Below are 17089 nucleotides of genomic sequence, written 5' to 3' on the forward strand. Positions count from 1 at the left end.
GTTAATCGGTTAACCTATTATTTAAAAAATAATCACCTGCAATAAGGCAGATGATTATTTCATAACGAAATTATTATCTTCTTTATATATTTGAAGATTATTCTATTAATTTATGAATATTATATCAATAATTAATTTTCACCAATATTTTATATACCAACTTGGTGATTATTTATAATTCTAGTATCACTGCAATAACAAGCTTATCCCCAGAGACAGTTTTATAACCTTACGGATTGCCTATAGATTTTCTTGTAATTGTTATTTTACCTACTCTTTGGTAATATATTTACGCAATCATTTTTGCCAAAACCATCTAGTTTTAGCAAAGATAATTACATTTTTATGAGGTGAAAAATGGATCAAAGTAAAATTAGAAATTTTTGTATAGTTGCGCATATCGATCATGGCAAGTCTACACTTGCCGATCGTATCATACAAATGACCGGCACTCTCACAGACCGTGAGATGCAGGCTCAGGTTCTTGATAATATGGAGCTTGAGCGTGAACGTGGTATTACCATCAAATCCCAGGCAGTCCGTATCATTTACAAGGCTGACGATGGCGAGGAATACATCTTTAATCTAATCGACACACCAGGTCACGTGGATTTCAATTACGAGGTTTCCCGCTCCCTTGCTGCATGCGATGGGGCTATTCTTGTTGTTGATGCTGCTCAGGGTATTGAGGCTCAGACTCTTGCCAATGTTTATCTTGCGCTTGATCATGACCTTGATGTTATTCCTGTTATCAACAAAATCGATTTACCATCTGCAGATCCAGAGCGTGTAATCGAGGAAATCGAAGATATTATTGGACTTGAAGCCCAGGAGGCTCCACTGATTTCTGCAAAAACAGGTCTTAATATTCACGATGTTTTAGAGGCTATCGTTCATCAGCTGCCTGCTCCAAAGGGAGACGTTTCAGCTCCTCTTCAGGCGCTTATTTTTGATTCTCTCTACGACCCTTATAAGGGTGTTATCGTATTCTGCCGTGTCAAGGAGGGCACTCTTAAGACAGGCGACAAGGTGCGAATGATGGCAACAAATGCTGAATTTGACGTAGTTGAGGTTGGATATTTCGGTGCCGGCCAATTCATTCCTTGCGACGAGCTTCCAGCAGGTATGGTAGGCTACATGACTGCTTCCATCAAAAACGTTCGCGACACCCGTGTTGGTGATACAATCACACACGCAAATAAGCCAGCAGCCGAACCACTTCCTGGTTATAAAAAGGTAAATCCTATGGTGTACTGCGGATTATATCCTGCTGATGGCGCTAAATATCCTGATTTACGTGATGCTCTTGAAAAGCTCCAGCTCAATGATGCAGCACTTCAGTTCGAGCCTGAGACATCTATTGCTCTTGGCTTTGGATTCCGCTGCGGTTTCCTTGGTCTTTTACATCTTGAGATTATTCAGGAGCGTCTTGAGAGAGAGTACAATCTTGATTTGGTTACTACTGCTCCATCGGTTGTTTATAGAGTTCACAAAACTGATGGAACAATGATTGAGCTTACAAACCCTAGCAACTTACCTGACCCATCAGAAATCGATTACATGGAAGAACCAATCGTTGAAGCTGAAATTATGGTTACCAGTGATTTCATCGGTGCAATCATGGACCTTTGCCAGGAGCGCCGCGGTCAGTATATTTCAATGGAATATATCGAGGAAACTCGTGCACTTATCAAATATACTCTTCCACTAAATGAAATCATCTACGATTTCTTTGATGCTCTTAAGAGCCGTTCCCGCGGATATGCATCCTTTGATTACGAGCTAAAGGGATATATGAAATCAGAGCTTGTTAAGCTTGATATCCTTATCAATAAAGAAGAGGTTGATGCCCTTTCATTTATCGTATTCTCAGGTACAGCTTATGAGCGTGGTCGCAAGATGTGTGAAAAGCTTAAGGATGAAATTCCACGTCACCTTTTTGAGATTCCAATCCAGGCCGCTGTAGGTTCTAAGGTTATTGCTCGTGAAACTGTAAAGGCTATGCGAAAAGACGTATTAGCAAAATGTTATGGTGGTGATATCTCACGTAAGAAAAAGCTTCTTGAAAAACAGAAGGAAGGAAAAAAGAGAATGCGTCAGGTGGGCAATGTAGAGATTCCACAGGCAGCCTTCATGAGTGTTCTTAAATTGGACGAGGACTAAAATGTCGGGAATAGAATTATATATTCATATACCATTCTGTGTTAAAAAATGTTTATATTGCGATTTCCTTTCAGGGGTTTTCGACGAAAAAATGCAGCGGCGTTACACCGCTGCATTGTGCACTGAAATAAAATATTTAGCTGCCACCCATCCTGATTGCAACATTTCTACTATTTATGTAGGTGGTGGCACTCCATCCTGGCTTTCAGAGGATTTAATGGATGATATTATCACTACTGTTAAAAAAAGCTTTAAGGTATCGCCTCTGGCAGAAATATCCGTTGAATGTAATCCTGGCACATTAACTGCAGAAAAGCTAAATGTTTACCGTTCTATAGGAATTAACAGGTTGAGCATTGGTCTACAGTCAGCTAACGATGACGAGTTAAAGGAATTGGGGCGAATACATGATTATAACAGATTCCTACACACCTATGATTTAGTCCGCAAGGCTGGCTTTGACAATGTAAATGTAGATATTATGACAGGATTGCCTCACCAGACAATTGAAAAGCTGGAAAAGACCTTAAGCTGTGTAACTATGCTTCGTCCAGAGCACATTTCTGCCTACTCTCTCATCATCGAAAAGGGAACTCCTTTCTATGAAAAATACAAATTCGATGCAGTAAAGCAGCAGGCCGGTATGGAAACTGAGGATTTACCTACAGATGAAGAATCATATCATCTTTATAAATACACCATGGAATACTTGGAAGCTCGTGGTTACAAACGCTATGAAATATCCAACTATGCCAGAAATGGCAAAGTATGCCGTCATAATATAGGATATTGGGACAGGGTGCCATATCTTGGAGCAGGACTTGGTGCCGCTTCACTATTCAACAATGTTAGGACAAGCAATATTTCAGACATCTACAAATATGTTGAGACCTCCGAGGCTATCGCCTCAGGAAAGGATATTTCCTTCGATTTAAGCTCTCCTTATTTTGAAACTGAAGAAACCCTTTCAAAAAAGGATGCAATGGCAGAATTTATGTATCTAGGCCTTAGAAAAATGGAAGGAATCAACAGAGCTGACTTTTACATGATGTTTGGCCTGGATATTGAAGCTATCTATGGTCCCGTCATAACAGCTCTTAGAAATCAAGGCTTTATGGATGCGAAAGAAGGTCGTATTTTCCTTACAGATATAGGTATTGACATAAGCAATCAGGTACTTTCAAAATTTTTATTGGATTAATTGGAAAAATTCTAATAAGCTATTGACAATTTACCATTCATTATCTATTATATTTGAGTATGCGTTGAACTGTCCGTGTCCGGCTACGACGCAATTTAAATTTAATTATAACATTTATTTTTATTCAAGTTGGAGGTGTAGCAACACATGGCAAATATTAAGTCTGCAAAGAAGCGTGTTCAGGTAGCTGCTATCAGAACAGAGCGTAATAAGGCAATCAGATCAGAGGTTAAGACATACGTTAAGCGTGTTGAGGCTGCTGTTGAAGCAAAGGATAAGGCACTTGCTGAGTCTGAGCTTAAGGCTGCTGTAAAGGTTATCGAGATGGCTGGTTCAAAGGGTGTTTATCATGACAACACTGTTAGCCGTAAGGTATCTCGTATTTCAAAGCTTGTTAATACACTTGCTTAATTAACGAATATAAACAAAAATCCAAGGTCCCGTCAGCCTTGGATTTTTTTATGTTAAAAATTATAATTTAAAAAATCAGAGCAGATGATAAACATCTGCCCCCACTATTATTATCTATTAAATTTCTTTGATTCTATCTCATCAAGGGATGCCTCTAAAGCATCAGCAAGCTTCCTCTGCCAATCCTCTCCTGTCGCGGTCTTTTTCACGCCAGCATGACCTTTTCTCGTTCCCGATAGTTTTTCCATTTGCTTAATTGCTATATATCGCTGAAGATATGATGCATGGCTTGCAGACAAAATGCATCCACTAACTACAGCACCAGAATCCATAGTTCTTTGGTTTAATATCTTACCAGTAAAGGTACCAACCATTTTCTCCCCTTCATCACCATCCTCTGTTAAATAAAGGCTGAAAGGCACATTTTTTTGTACCTGAGAACCATTAGGCTCAACAAAGCTCACACCACAATAAGACAAGTCTCTGACAACAACAGTGTAGGTTTGCCCCTGTTGTTCAATCTTCATAGCCTTGTCTAAATCAATCCTAACTCCTCTTCGTCTGTTAAATCTCTCTCCGAAGCGCTGTTTAGAAGTTAGCAGATTAATCTCCTTGCCTGTAGCTAGCTTAACTCGATATACATTGACATGCGCCCACTTAAAAACGCCATCTTCTGATATAGCAATTAAATCAAGAACAGAAACATGTCCTTTGAATGAGACTTCAAGCATCTTTTCCTGGATTTTGGTCATGATATTTTCGAGTGGTAGTATATCCTCTCCAAATCTCTTTTTAATTTCTGAAGTCTCTTCCATTGTAAGCCTAGCATACTCAGCAGGCATTTCAATGGTTTTTGATTCCAAAGTAGCTACAATAGACAGGGTATAATCTTTTGTAATATCTGAAATTGTTATCTCATTTAACTTTTTATTTTCCATATGGCTATTATAACAATAAATTCACCTAGAATACATATTTATATTGTATTATTCCTAATATAGATGATGTTATAATAGGTGAGCTAGGAGCAGAATAATGAAGCAATATAATTTTGAATTAACAAAACTATCAAACGCGAAAAAGATTTTGACAAATATTCAAGAGGCCTTAAGCGAGGACTCTTATTCTACACTTCTTTTTCACCTATATACATCAGAATTTAATGATGAACAGATTAGCGTTGTTCAGAAAGAAATTCTAAATTTCTTTCCAGAAGCCCATATCTGCGGCACCAGTACAAATGGTGATATATACCAGGGTAACATTTCTGAAAGCGGTATGATTATTGCATGCTCTGCTTTTGAATCTACCGAGGTAAATGTTAAGCTCTTTAACTGTCTGTCTTACCAGGAGACCGCTATAGGTGAGTCAATTCGCGAAATAATAGATACTACAGAAAATATAAAGGCTGCAGAAATTTTAATCACCTTAAAAAGCATTAATAGCCACACCATTTTAAATGCTGCTGAACAATTTACTACTGACATCCCTGTTTTTGGTGGTGGTAGCGCCAATGCTGAAATATCCGGCAAAGTCACAAAAGTATTTACAAATGACGCCATCAGCCATTACGGAGTTATTCTTGTAACATACTGCGGTGATGATTTGGTTGTTGATGTGCACCACTCCATCGGTTGGAAGCCTTTAGGTAAAGACTTTTCCGTAACAAAAATTATAGGTAAAAATCTTTATGAACTGAATAACATCCCTGCTGCTCAAGTTTACAAAAACTACCTGGATATAGACGCTGATGAAAATTTCTTCTCTAATATCTTGGAATTTCCTATCATGTCCCACCAACATGGATATGAGGTTTTGCGACTTCCGTTCTCTTGTGATAACTCGGATTTGTCCATAATGCTAGCAGCAGAAATAGATGCGGGAACACCTGTAAATCTTTCATATGGTGATCCGCAAGTTATTCAAAATGATACAGCCAAACTCACACAACATGTAAGGGATTTCGCACCACAGGCCATATTCCTTATCTCATGCGGAGTAAGAAAACTATATTGGAAATATCTTATCAATAAAGAAACCTCACCATTTGCAAATATTGCACCTGTCTCAGGCTTTTATTCAAGTGGAGAGATTATGCGTATGGGTGACTATCTTATAGAGCATCACGTAACACTCATTGCTGTAAGCATGCGAGAAGGCGGCAAAAGCACTACTCGACCTGCATTAAAGAGCGACAAAGAACTTCCAATGAGTGAAGAACAAAAGGTGCACAACGAGATGTCAATGGTTAGACGTCTTGCTAATTTTATAAATGTTACTGCTGCAGAACTTCAGGACGCAAACGAAAAACTTAGAGAATTGGCAGAAACAGATGAGCTCACAGGTCTTTATAACAGACGTATGCTAAGACGACTTGTTACGGACGCAATCCACCGTGCAAATAAATGTAATAATATTAATATGGTTGTTGGAATTATTGATATTGACCATTTTAAGGAAGTAAATGATACTTATGGACATACAACTGGAGATACTGTTTTAAAAGTACTCTCAGAAGCCATGTTAAATGAAGTTGAACAACTACCAAGTGGTATCTTTGGTAGATGGGGCGGAGAAGAATTCGTATTTCTTGCACCTACATTTACATTAACAGATGAAGCTTTCGATGCTATCGAAGCAGCAAGAAGACGCATCTCTTCTATTCCTATTTATCATGTAGGACCTAGAACTATCAGTATAGGCGTTACAGCTTATCAGCCAGGTGATACAGTGGAAAGCTTGTTTGAAAGAGCGGATGAGGCTTTATACGAAGCTAAAGAAACAGGCCGAAATAAAACCTGTAAAAGATAATAAAAAGGCTTATGTATTTTGTCATCGACAATTACATAAGCCCTTTTTTATGAAGCATATTTCATTATTATAAGCTCTACTGCCAGCTTTTCATCAAGCTGACCAGTCTTTACTTTTGTTTCAAAATCTGCTGAATCTTCAAGCAGTCTGCTTATCTCTTTATCAGTGTAATTTCTTGCCAACTGCAACGTTCTTTTAACAGCAAAATCAGGTGCTCCAACCTTTCTGGCTATGGTACCACTGTTTTCTCCAAAATCTGCTAGCTGCTTTATTACCTTCATCTGTCTGAACTGCCTAACTATCATATACAGGATTCTCATAGGAGGCTCCTTAGCCGCAAGCATATCCTGATACAAATCCATAGTCTTTCGTAGGTCTTTTGCGGCGATAGCATTAATCATATCGAAAATCTTGGTCTCTACTCTGGATACACATATAGCATTTACGTCGTCTATAGTAATCTGCTTTCTGTCTCCTACATAGGAGACAAGCTTTTCTAACTCTCTTGCCATATTATCCATGCTGTCGTGGGTCATTATAAGAAACTGGCTCCAGGCTTCTTTTTTCATCTGTACACCCGATTCTTTTAAAATACCTCCAACCCATCTAGCCAAATCTGATTCATTTGGCATATTTATTTCTATATCGCCACCGGCTGCTTTTGCCGCCTTATAAAGCTTTCCTCGTTTATCAGCTGTAGGTTCAACAAATATAAATATGGTAAAATCTGGAATTGTAGATAGATACTCTCCAAGCTTTTCTGGCATTTTCTTTCCAAAGCCACTGTTTTCAATGAGTATCACTCGATGTTCAGCAAAAAACGGCATGGTCTCAGCCTGATCTATAACCTGCAGCTCATTAATACCCGAATCCTGATATTTGGAGAAATTCATATCATCTCCCTCAGCCACAAGGGCATTTAAAAGCTTGTTCTTGTACTGGAGCTTCAGATAATCTTCCTCGCCGTATAACAGATAAATATTTCTAAATTGTCCTTTTGCAATATCTTCGTCTATTCTTTTCATAGCTAAAAGTATACCTTATATTCCTTCGCCATTAAAGTCTGGAATAAAGCTTTCCCTTGCCACTTTTCTATCTTGTATAAATGCATTTGTCACACCTAAATCAAGTGCATATTCCAAATACGTATCATACTCTCTTTTAGTTACTCTGCGATTTAATTCAGGATATTTATCAGCAATATGTGGCATAGGAGTATACTGACTCATCAAGCTGATATAAATGTCATCACCGTAGGTGCCATAAAGATAATCCAGTATAGCTTTGGCATCCTTTACGTGTCCTGGCAAAAGTAATTGACGTACTATAACGCCTGATTTTATAAAACCTTTGTCATCAAAAGCCGGCGCACCTGCCTGCCTAACCATCTCTTTTATGGCAGCTTTTACAACCGAAGGATAATCTAAAGCCCGAGAATATCTTCCGGCTAATTCTTCGTCCATATATTTAAAATCTGGAAGATACACATCTACTATACCTTCTAATAGCTTTAAGCTTTCCACCTTTTCGTAGCCACTTGTGTTATAGATTATGGGAATTGTAAGCCCCATATCCCTTGCTCTAGTTACCGATTTTACAATAGAAGGTATATAGTGAGTTCCTGTAACCAGATTAATATTATTAGCGCCTTTTTCCTGAAGCTCAAGATAGATTTCAGAAAGTCTTTCTATGGTAATCTCCTTACCTACTTTTCCATGGCTGATTTCTTCATTCTGACAAAAAACACAGTGGAGCGGACATCCACTAAAGAATACCGCTCCACTACCATTTTCACCAGAAATGCAAGGCTCCTCCCAATAGTGAAGAGCCGCCCTGGCCAGTTTGACTATATTTCCTACCTGACAAACGCCAAGACCAATCGTCCTATCAACATCACAATCTCTAGGGCAAAGAGTACATTTACTGTGAAATTCCATTATAAAACACCTCTTTTAGCTCCATTGGAGCCAATCTCCGGCAAGAAAGGCTTAGTTATGGCCTTTTGTCTTAATCTCGTTAACAATAAGCTCTACAAACTCGTCAAACTTAACTGTTGTAGTTTGCTGCTGCCCGTGAAGTCTGTAAGAAACTGTGCCCTCAGCCTCTTCGTTTTTACCTAAAACTGCAAGATAAGGAACCTTCTGAATCTGAGCTTCACGCATCTTGTAACCTAGCTTTTCTGAACGTGTATCAAATTCAACACGAACATCAGCGTCATTAAGAGCATCTACAAGCTTCTGTGAGTAAGCGTTAAGGTCTGCATCATCATTTTTAACTGGAAGTACCTTAACCTGTGTAGGAGCAAGCCAAAGTGGAAGATTTCCCTTTGTCTCCTCAAGGATGTATGCCATAAATCTATCAAGAGAACCAAGGATAGCTCTGTGGATTACTACAGGTGTCTGCTTGTTGCTCTCAGCATCTGTGTATGTAAGGTCAAACTTAGCTGGTAAGCAGAAATCAAGCTGACATGTAGAAAGAGTGATTTCGTTACCAATAGCTGGCTTAACGTTAACATCAAGCTTTGGTCCGTAGAATGCAGCCTCGCCAATCTCCTCTGTGAACTCAATACCAATTTCTGTAAGAGTCTCACGAAGAGCCTGCTCAGCTGTGTTCCACATCTCATCATCCTGATGATATTTCTTTGTATCAGCTGGATCACGAAGTGAAAGAACACATCTGTAATCTGTAATACCAAAATCCTTATATGTGCTGAAGATGAGGTCGCAAACATTTTTAACCTCAGACTTAATCTGCTCCTGTGTACAGAAGATATGTGAATCGTTCTGGCAGAAGTGACGGCCTCTTTCGATACCCTTAAGTGTTCCTGATGACTCAAAACGGAAATCGTGAGCGATTTCTGCGATACGAATAGGAAGCTCCTTGTATGAGTGAGGACGGTTTGCAAAAATTCTCATGTGATGTGGGCAGTTCATAGGACGAAGAACAAAGTTCTCTCCTTCAACTTCCATAGCTGGGAACATGTTCTCCTTGTAGTGATCCCAGTGACCAGATGTCTGGTAAAGCTGAACTGTACCAACACAAGGTGTCATAACGTGGAGGTAACCAAGCTTACGCTCCTTGTTGCGGATGTAGTTTTCAAGCTCTGTCCAGATTGTATAACCATTTGGAAGATACATTGGAAGTCCACGACCGATCAAATCATCTGCCATGAAAAGCTGCATGTCCTTACCGATTTTACGGTGATCACGCTCCTTTGCCTCCTCAAGGAGTGCAAGGTGCTCGTCAAGCTGCTCCTGTGTAGGGAAGCAAACACCGTATACACGGTTTAATACCTGATTTTCAGCATCGCCCTTCCAGTATGCACCAGAATGCTTGATAAGTTTGAAATAGCGGCAAAGCTTAACATTATCAACGTGAGGTCCACGACAAAGATCTGTGAAATCGCCCTGGTCGTAGCAAGAAATTACTGTTGTAGCTTCGTCCATATTATTAATAAGGTCAACCTTGTATGGGTCGTCCTTGAATTCCTCTAAAGCCTCTGCCTTTGAGATTTCTCTACGGTAAATCTTGGCACCTGACTTTGCAACCTTCTTCATTTCCTTTTCGATTTTAGCAATGTCCTCATCTGTGAGCATTACATCGCCAAGATCCATGTCGTAGTAGAAGCCCTCTTCTACTACTGGACCAACCCAAAATTTTGCGTTTGGATAAAGGTGCTTTACTGCCTGTGCCATCATGTGTGCACATGAGTGATTGAGCATGTTTAAAGCTTCATCTTCTTTGAAATTAACCATGTTTTTCTCCTTTTACTAATGAATGAATTTAAGTAGCAACTTTACTAAGGGTGCCATAAAATAAAAAAGCCCCTAGGATGACTATGATAGTCGTCCTAAGGGTGCAAATTAATCATAATAATAGGCACGGTTCCACCTTAGTGTTTCACTCATTTTGTCTTTAACGGAACTACCCGGAGACGCTTCACCGACCAAAATATCGGCTTCTACGTTCAGCTCAAGAATGGTGTTCATATAAGCTTCCACTAGACGCTTCCAGCCTAGGCGTCCTCTCTCTTAGCTTCCACAAATACTACTGTTTCTGTCATCGCTTTTTCGATTGTTATACTAACACAATTTAATTATTTAAACAACCCTGCCTTACCAATACCAGGTGGCTTTTACCATATTTTCTGTATCTTTGGTCTCCGCTTTGACCAAATCTATATATTTAGGAACAAAGGTATCTGTCTCGTGCCATAGAACAATAGCATCACTATCCCATGGTATCAAATCAGCTCTGCCTGCAGTCTTATCTTTCTGGCAAACTCCAGACCATCCTCATCCCTCTGGGCAATAAGAAGTGGCCTGTTACCCTTTATAGACATAATGTAATCTAAAACCTTTTGCCTTAATGTATCATCCATTCCTCTAAATGGTTCGTCTAAAACTATAAAATCCGCAGGAACAAAAAAAGCTCTTACAAGTTCCACTAGTCTTCTGTCCGCATCTGAAAGCTCTGATACAGGAAGTTCCATTTTATCAATGGTTATAAATCTTGAAAGCTCTTCAATGGCTCTTCCCTTGCTGGCCCATCTGTGGACTTTTTTTACATTCCATATAGCATTTTTTTTGAGGTTCAGCTGACCGTTCTGGGATACATAAGCACTCTGCAGAGTAGGATATTTATAATCTCCCATACGGCTAACCTTTCCTTCATCAGGCTTTTCAAGACCCATAAAAATCCTTAACGCTGATGTTTTTCCAGAGCCCTCTGGCCCAACAAAAGCATAACATCTGCCATCCTCTATCTCCACATTAAGCTTGTCTAAAACCTGTCTTCCCTCGTATGTTTTGCTGATGTTTTCTAGTATAATTGTCATTTTAGTTTATCCTTCTATCTAATTTAGTAAGCTTTTTTCCAGCTCTCTTAAAGTAATCTCATACTCACAGAATATATTTTATCATTGCTAGCCTGCACAAGATACTTATTTCTTATAGCAAATTTAATCGTTCCCCAAATATGTTTCTATCCCATCTAAAGTGATTTTAATTTGGCCTGAATTCATAGTGTAATATATATCATCTGTCACCTCTTCTATGCGCTTTATTGCCTCATCCGATGGATGACCATAGCGATTTTTCTTTGAGCAGCTAATAATAGCTGTATCTGGCGATAAGGCCTGCAAAAATGAACTATCGGAACTATAACGACTGCCATGATGACTGACCTTTAATAAATCTACATGATTGACATAGCCTGATTCAGCGATGGCTTGCTCCTGTGCTGCAGCTATATCTCCACCAAAGAAGGCTACGTAATCTGCCACCTTATCTAGATTTTTATCATATTTCATTAAAAGACAAAGTGATAAATCATTTACATCATCCGATGTCATCCCCTCATATGGATATATGCAAGTGAAAGATAAATGTTTTGTTCCACAGATTGTCCCCTGGGACATATAAATAATCTGAGTGCCGTTTGCTTCTGCCAATCCTTTTAGTTTGCTTAGTGTCTCACCATCAGGTATTTCTGATGATAACACTATATTTTTAATATCATAACCCATTTCCAGTAATTCAATCACGCCAGAAACATGGTCCAAATCCATATGTGTCAAAAACCAATAATCTATAGAACGTACTCCTTTGTATTTTAGAAATGGAAGCATGGTGTATTGACCTACTGCATCTGAAGATGTGCTTCCTCCATCGATAAAAAATTTTGTTCCATCTCCTGAGTTAATATATATTCCATCGCCTTGTCCTACATCTAAAACATCTATTTCAAATTCCCCTTTACCTGGGATAAGCCATATTAAAGATAAAAATAAAAAGCTACCCATAATTATATAAAGCTTTCTTTTTAACAAAATCAGGCTGTTTTTATCTTTTTTCTTTGTATAAATGGTAATGAGTGCTAATACACAGTAGTAAAGAAAAATGGCAAATATGTCTCTTTTTCCAACTATCACTGTTGAATGCGGTGTTTTATAAGCAATATCTGAAATCATCTCATAGAAATAAATAATAAAATGACATGGCAATAAAAACAAGCTACTCCCAGGTAGCCAAAATGCACCAATTAACCCAGCAACCAATCCTATCCCAAGCAAAAATGGCATCAGTGGCAGGATAAGTAAATTCAAAACAACTCCTAATATAGGAGTCTGATAAAATAGCCCCGTAACTATAGGAAGCATCCCTACAAACATTGAAAATGAAAATATAAGGCTATTTATTAAATATTCAAAAAGTTTTCTATGCAACGAAACTTTCTTAGCATAAAAACTGTCCTTTGGCTTTAAACCATGAAATCTAATTCTACAATAATTCGTATATACGTTATTAACTGGTAATACAAATAGAGCTATAGAAAGTACTGCTCCAAAAGAAAATATAAAGCTTGAATTCGTTATGTATAAAGGTTCTTGTAGCAATAGAATAAGACCTAAAAGCGATAATGAGGTGAGCATATCATAGCTTTCTCCTAAAATCTGCGCACCTAAATAAACAAGAAACATTCCTATGGCTCTTATAGAAGATATGCTCCCACCTGTGAGAAACCCATACACAATTGAAATAGAACCTGCAAAAATTCCACTTATGGTAAAATTGGCTCTCCTTTTTCTAAAGAAGGAATATACACCCATACAAATCACTGAAACGTGCAATCCAGACACTGCCAAAATATGTGCTATGCCAACATTTTGAAAAAGATTCTTTAATGACATATCAAGAGCACCTTTTTCTCCAACAACCACACTGGCTAAAAATCCGGCTTCTTCTGCAGGAAGGCAGCTTGAATAGACGTAAGCTATCTGCTTACGCAATTTGAATGGTATATCAAGTCTTTTCAAATACCCCGCGGTAAATGAATAGCCTTCAATATCTGTTATCTCAAAATAAAGTCCCAATGAATTATAGTACTTTGCCATATCAAAGGCCCCTTCATTTGTCGCAACAGAAAAATGTTGAACCTTACCATCAATATTTAGTTTACAAAAATTTGGAATTTCGTCTGAATCTAATTTGAATATAAAAGAAGTTTTTGATAGTGTTTCGCTTCTTGAGGTAATAGAAGCATTTTTAACATAATATAAAACTTTGTTATTTTTTATTTCCTTGTGATAAACATAACCGGTTGCTTTAATATGTTCCTGCTCTTCTAAAACAGTATCAGCAACCTTTGCTTTATCATATAGCCCCAGAAAGTCCCAGGGGCTATATGCACTTAAAGCAATTAGTAGAATAATCAGCAAGGAAATCTTACAAAGTACTCGGCCTTGTAATTGCAATACATATCCTCCTATTATTCCTGTATAATCTCATCCTCAGGAATATTTTCATCTTCTGTCGTTGAAAAATCTCCCTCTGGTATAAACCCATCTTCTTCGAATATCGTATAGTCATCATCTGCAGAAGTCTTATTTATTATATCTTCATTACGAGATAAAGGCGCAGATAAGTCTACGTCAATATTTGATAGATGAGGTGTAGCACCATTAACAAGTATTTGTACCTGTTTGATATTATCAAGCTTTGTTAATGAATTTATTATGGAATACAGTGTAACGTTTTCTGTAATACCTGCCATTGCCGTCTCAAAAGAGCTATCAAAGTTTACTATACATACTCCGTTTTCTGTAACTGAGATAGAATTAATCTTTGTGCTGTCAGGTATTGCAGATAATAATCCTTCGGTGCTTGGACCCTTAAACAACTGCTCCATTACAACTTTTTCAATAGTTACATTACTGCTGTAATATACAACCCTATTCTCTTCAACAAGTGACATTCCATCTGCACTGGCAAAATATAAGGTGAGCTCTGTTGAAAGTAAAGAATCTGTCTCCTGTCCAAAATCCTCAATAAAAGTATCAGCTGTCATGGCCCCTACAGCCTCACCTGAAGAATCAACAAGAGGCTTATTATTCACATAAATAGATACATTCTTTACATCTTCTATTTGAGTAAGCGTTTTTACGATTGCTGCCCTTACTAATACTTCAGTGTAGACATCTATTGATTCATAATCACCTATAAAAAATAGTGAAAGTGCTCCATCTGTTAATTCCCATCGACTTATTTCGATGCTTGAAGGTATTGTAGTAATATAATCTATATCATCAGTATCCTCTGATAGCATCTTAAGAGCCTCTTTTATCTGTGCTCTTCCATCGTCGCTATTATACTCATAATTAACAGCAGTAATGCTGTTTTTATCTGTGGAAAGGTAAAAAATCTGCTTATCCGAACCTGTCTCATTAAAAGTACATCCAACAAAAATCGCAATGGATAATGTACAACACAGCAATAGACTAGTAAGCTTTTTCATTAGTGCACCTCCTTTTCAATATAGTTCAAAGGAATACGCACATCAAATGTTGTACCCTCACCCAATTTAGAGCGAACTTTAACCTCACCATTATGCATGGCAATGGCACTCTTTGTGATAGCAAGACCAAGACCTGTTCCACCAATTTCTCTTGAATGAGATTTGTCTGCACGATAGAATCGCTCGAATATGTGATCCACAGAATCTTCTGGAATGCCAAGTCCGTTATCTTCAACCTTAATATAGAAAAATTGATGATCGCTGTTCAAAGAAATATGAACCCAACCGCCCTCATCATTATATTTGATAGCATTTTCAACAAGGTTAGTAACCACAAGAGTAAATTTAACCTCATCAACTTCAGCTACTACTGGTCTGAAGGACTCAAACACAACCTCGATATTGGCAGTATCCGCTATAGGCTTTAATCGCTTCAGTATGGATTCTATCAATGTGTTGATGTTTACAGCTGTTACATTAAGCTTAGCCTCACTTTTATCCATACGTACCAGGCTCAATAAATCATTTATAATTTTAGTTTCTCTATCGATTTCATCTCCGATATCCAACATAAATTCCTTGTACATCTCAATAGGAACATCTTCAGAACCATTTAAGGAATCGGCCAAAACTTTCATTGAAGTCAACGGTGTCTTAAGCTCATGAGACACATTGGATACAAATTCCTGTCTCGATTCATCTATAGCCTGAAGTTTCTTTATCACCTGATTGATTTTATCGGAAACTTGTTCCAGTTCATAATATGATTTTACGTTAGGCAACTCATTTGAATATTCCCTTGTGATAGCATCCAGTCCATCTGCCATTTTACACATAGGTCGTGAAAAATAAATAGAGAAAAATACACTAGCTATTATGGAAAGAATAATAACAAGCATTACACCAATCAAAATATATGATAGAAAAACATCTCTATTCTGATTAATATAATCCATCGATTTATTAATAACAAAGGTACCAACAATATCGCCATCAGAATTATTGATTGGAACTGATACTATAAGATAGTTTGTATCCTCATCAAAATAATAAAGATACTCTCCATGCACAGAACGAATGATATTCTCCCAAATGACAGTCTTTCCAATATCGGCTGAATATGAATCCTTCACTATCTTAAGAGAAGAATTAACAAGCAAAATTCGACCATTATAACTGTCGGCTACCGCTTTTAATTCTTTATCCATTAGCGGATTATTTTCTCCACGAATGTAGCCACTGGTAACAATCTGACTGTTATACTGAGCTGCCTGTGCCATAAGGTTGTTGGCATCTGTGCGAATGGAAACTGATTTGTATGCACTCAAAGAAATAGGCACGCAAACCAAAAATGGAATGATGCCTATGATAATAATAATCAGTGCCAATTTAAGTCTTAAACTATGAAAAGCCGCGAAGCTAAATCTATTTTTCATTAAAAACTCTCTTTTGTAAAAAACTAGTAACTCCCCCAATTCTACCAACGTCCAGATAGACTTATTGATAATAATATCCTACTCCCCATTTTGTACGTACGTATTTTGGCTCCTTTGGATTAGGCTCTATCTTTTCACGAAGACGTCGTACATGAACATCTACTGTACGCTCATCACCTGGATAATCAGTGCCCCAAATAGTCTGCAGTAAATCCTCTCTCGAAAAAACTTTGCGAGGATTAGTTACCAATAAAAGTAACATATCAAACTCTTTTGATGTGAGATTATATTCTGTTCCAAGAATGGTTAAACGTCTGTTACGTTTATCTAAAACAAGATCACCGTTTTCAATAATATTTTCGTCTGCAGTATTTTCTGTGGAAGCCTGACCAATAGATGCGCGCCTCATAATCGCCTTTATACGAGCTTTTACCTCTAGGATATTGAACGGCTTGGTAATGTAGTCATCTGCTCCATACTCAAGTCCAAGGATTTTGTCCATATCATCGCCCTTGGCTGTAAGCATTACAATTGGAACCGTAGAGAATTCTCTTATATTTTGACAAACCTCAAAGCCATCAAGCTTTGGAAGCATTACATCTAAAAGAATCATGTCGTAATGATTCGCAGTTGCTAAATCAAGTGCCTCCTGACCATCATAAGCACAATCTACTTCCATACCGTCCTGTTCAAGAGAAAAGCGAATTCCCTTTACAATGAGTTTTTCATCGTCAACTACCAAAACCTTTTTTGCCATAATCATCCTACCCTA

The 17089-nt window shown here is 37.9% G+C and carries 14 protein-coding genes; 4 read left to right on the forward strand and 10 right to left on the reverse strand.

Features of this window, described 5'->3' with window-relative positions; all coding sequences use genetic code 11:
- The first annotated feature begins 357 nt into the window (after window positions 1–357).
- The 3 genes from lepA (at window position 358) to rpsT (ending at window position 3775) form a co-directional block, all read left to right on the forward strand.
- Complete coding sequence (gene lepA / locus BLV53_RS01945) at window positions 358–2163, forward strand: translation elongation factor 4 (protein WP_090296345.1); 1806 nt, start codon at window positions 358–360, stop codon at window positions 2161–2163.
- 1 nt (window position 2164) lies between these two features.
- Window positions 2165–3364 carry a radical SAM family heme chaperone HemW gene (gene hemW, locus BLV53_RS01950; RefSeq protein ID WP_090296347.1) on the forward strand — a complete coding sequence of 400 codons (1200 nt, stop codon included), beginning with the start codon at window positions 2165–2167 and terminating at the stop codon, window positions 3362–3364.
- Window positions 3365–3511: 147 nt separating this feature from the next.
- A complete protein-coding gene (gene rpsT, locus BLV53_RS01955; RefSeq protein ID WP_090296350.1) occupies window positions 3512–3775 on the forward strand; it encodes a 30S ribosomal protein S20 in 264 nt (87 codons plus the stop codon).
- A gap of 110 nt (window positions 3776–3885) precedes the next feature.
- On the opposite strand, the gene BLV53_RS01960 is transcribed toward rpsT, so the two are convergent.
- A complete protein-coding gene (locus tag BLV53_RS01960) occupies window positions 3886–4713 on the reverse strand; it encodes a PilZ domain-containing protein (RefSeq protein ID WP_090296352.1) in 828 nt (275 codons plus the stop codon).
- Between the two features lie 97 nt (window positions 4714–4810).
- Between BLV53_RS01960 and BLV53_RS01965 the strand changes: the two genes are divergently transcribed.
- Window positions 4811–6586: a sensor domain-containing diguanylate cyclase gene (locus tag BLV53_RS01965; RefSeq protein WP_090296355.1), complete on the forward strand. Its 1776-nt coding sequence runs from the start codon at window positions 4811–4813 to the stop codon at window positions 6584–6586.
- Window positions 6587–6633: 47 nt separating this feature from the next.
- Here the strand turns inward: BLV53_RS01965 and holA are convergent, their stop codons facing one another.
- The 9 genes from holA to BLV53_RS02005 form a co-directional block, all read right to left on the reverse strand.
- Entirely contained in the window at window positions 6634–7611 is a 978-nt protein-coding gene (gene holA, locus BLV53_RS01970) for a DNA polymerase III subunit delta (RefSeq protein WP_090296358.1), read from the reverse strand.
- Between the two features lie 15 nt (window positions 7612–7626).
- Window positions 7627–8523: a radical SAM protein gene (locus tag BLV53_RS01975; protein ID WP_090296360.1), complete on the reverse strand. Its 897-nt coding sequence runs from the start codon at window positions 8521–8523 to the stop codon at window positions 7627–7629.
- A 51-nt stretch (window positions 8524–8574) separates the two neighbouring features.
- Window positions 8575–10341, reverse strand: a complete 1767-nt coding sequence (gene thrS / locus BLV53_RS01980) for a threonine--tRNA ligase (RefSeq protein WP_090296363.1) — start codon at window positions 10339–10341, stop codon at window positions 8575–8577.
- 360 nt (window positions 10342–10701) lie between these two features.
- The gene (locus BLV53_RS17485; RefSeq protein WP_278335372.1) at window positions 10702–10833 is read right to left on the reverse strand and encodes a hypothetical protein; all 132 of its coding nucleotides are present in this window, start codon (window positions 10831–10833) and stop codon (window positions 10702–10704) included.
- A complete protein-coding gene (locus BLV53_RS01985) occupies window positions 10830–11423 on the reverse strand; it encodes an ABC transporter ATP-binding protein (protein ID WP_090296365.1) in 594 nt (197 codons plus the stop codon). The genes BLV53_RS17485 and BLV53_RS01985 overlap by 4 nt, the downstream gene beginning before the upstream one ends.
- A gap of 123 nt (window positions 11424–11546) precedes the next feature.
- Window positions 11547–13841 carry a DNA internalization-related competence protein ComEC/Rec2 gene (locus BLV53_RS01990; RefSeq protein ID WP_090296368.1) on the reverse strand — a complete coding sequence of 765 codons (2295 nt, stop codon included), beginning with the start codon at window positions 13839–13841 and terminating at the stop codon, window positions 11547–11549.
- Between the two features lie 14 nt (window positions 13842–13855).
- On the reverse strand, window positions 13856–14881 hold the full coding sequence (locus tag BLV53_RS01995; protein ID WP_090296372.1) for a GerMN domain-containing protein: 1026 nt from the start codon (window positions 14879–14881) through the stop codon (window positions 13856–13858).
- On the reverse strand, window positions 14881–16317 hold the full coding sequence (locus BLV53_RS02000; RefSeq protein WP_090296374.1) for a sensor histidine kinase: 1437 nt from the start codon (window positions 16315–16317) through the stop codon (window positions 14881–14883). The genes BLV53_RS01995 and BLV53_RS02000 overlap by 1 nt, the downstream gene beginning before the upstream one ends.
- 61 nt (window positions 16318–16378) lie before the next feature.
- Entirely contained in the window at window positions 16379–17074 is a 696-nt protein-coding gene (locus BLV53_RS02005) for a response regulator transcription factor (RefSeq protein WP_090296375.1), read from the reverse strand.
- Window positions 17075–17089 lie beyond the last annotated feature (15 nt).

The sequence above is a fragment of the Pseudobutyrivibrio sp. ACV-2 genome (genome assembly GCF_900107545.1).
Taxonomy (GTDB): Bacteria; Bacillota; Clostridia; order Lachnospirales; family Lachnospiraceae; genus Pseudobutyrivibrio.

Bases quoted from the DNA above. Each gene is read 5' to 3' on its own strand.
- lepA (WP_090296345.1), top strand. From the start codon at position 358: ATGGATCAAAGTAAAATTAGAAATTTTTGTATAGTTGCGCATATCGAT.
- hemW (WP_090296347.1), top strand. From the start codon at position 2,165: ATGTCGGGAATAGAATTATATATTCATATACCATTCTGTGTTAAAAAA.
- rpsT (WP_090296350.1), top strand. From the start codon at position 3,512: ATGGCAAATATTAAGTCTGCAAAGAAGCGTGTTCAGGTAGCTGCTATC.
- BLV53_RS01960 (WP_090296352.1), bottom strand. From the start codon at position 4,713: ATGGAAAATAAAAAGTTAAATGAGATAACAATTTCAGATATTACAAAA.
- BLV53_RS01965 (WP_090296355.1), top strand. From the start codon at position 4,811: ATGAAGCAATATAATTTTGAATTAACAAAACTATCAAACGCGAAAAAG.
- holA (WP_090296358.1), bottom strand. From the start codon at position 7,611: ATGAAAAGAATAGACGAAGATATTGCAAAAGGACAATTTAGAAATATT.
- BLV53_RS01975 (WP_090296360.1), bottom strand. From the start codon at position 8,523: ATGGAATTTCACAGTAAATGTACTCTTTGCCCTAGAGATTGTGATGTT.
- thrS (WP_090296363.1), bottom strand. From the start codon at position 10,341: ATGGTTAATTTCAAAGAAGATGAAGCTTTAAACATGCTCAATCACTCA.
- BLV53_RS01985 (WP_090296365.1), bottom strand. From the start codon at position 11,423: ATGACAATTATACTAGAAAACATCAGCAAAACATACGAGGGAAGACAG.
- BLV53_RS01995 (WP_090296372.1), bottom strand. From the start codon at position 14,881: ATGAAAAAGCTTACTAGTCTATTGCTGTGTTGTACATTATCCATTGCG.
- BLV53_RS02000 (WP_090296374.1), bottom strand. From the start codon at position 16,317: ATGAAAAATAGATTTAGCTTCGCGGCTTTTCATAGTTTAAGACTTAAA.
- BLV53_RS02005 (WP_090296375.1), bottom strand. From the start codon at position 17,074: ATGGCAAAAAAGGTTTTGGTAGTTGACGATGAAAAACTCATTGTAAAG.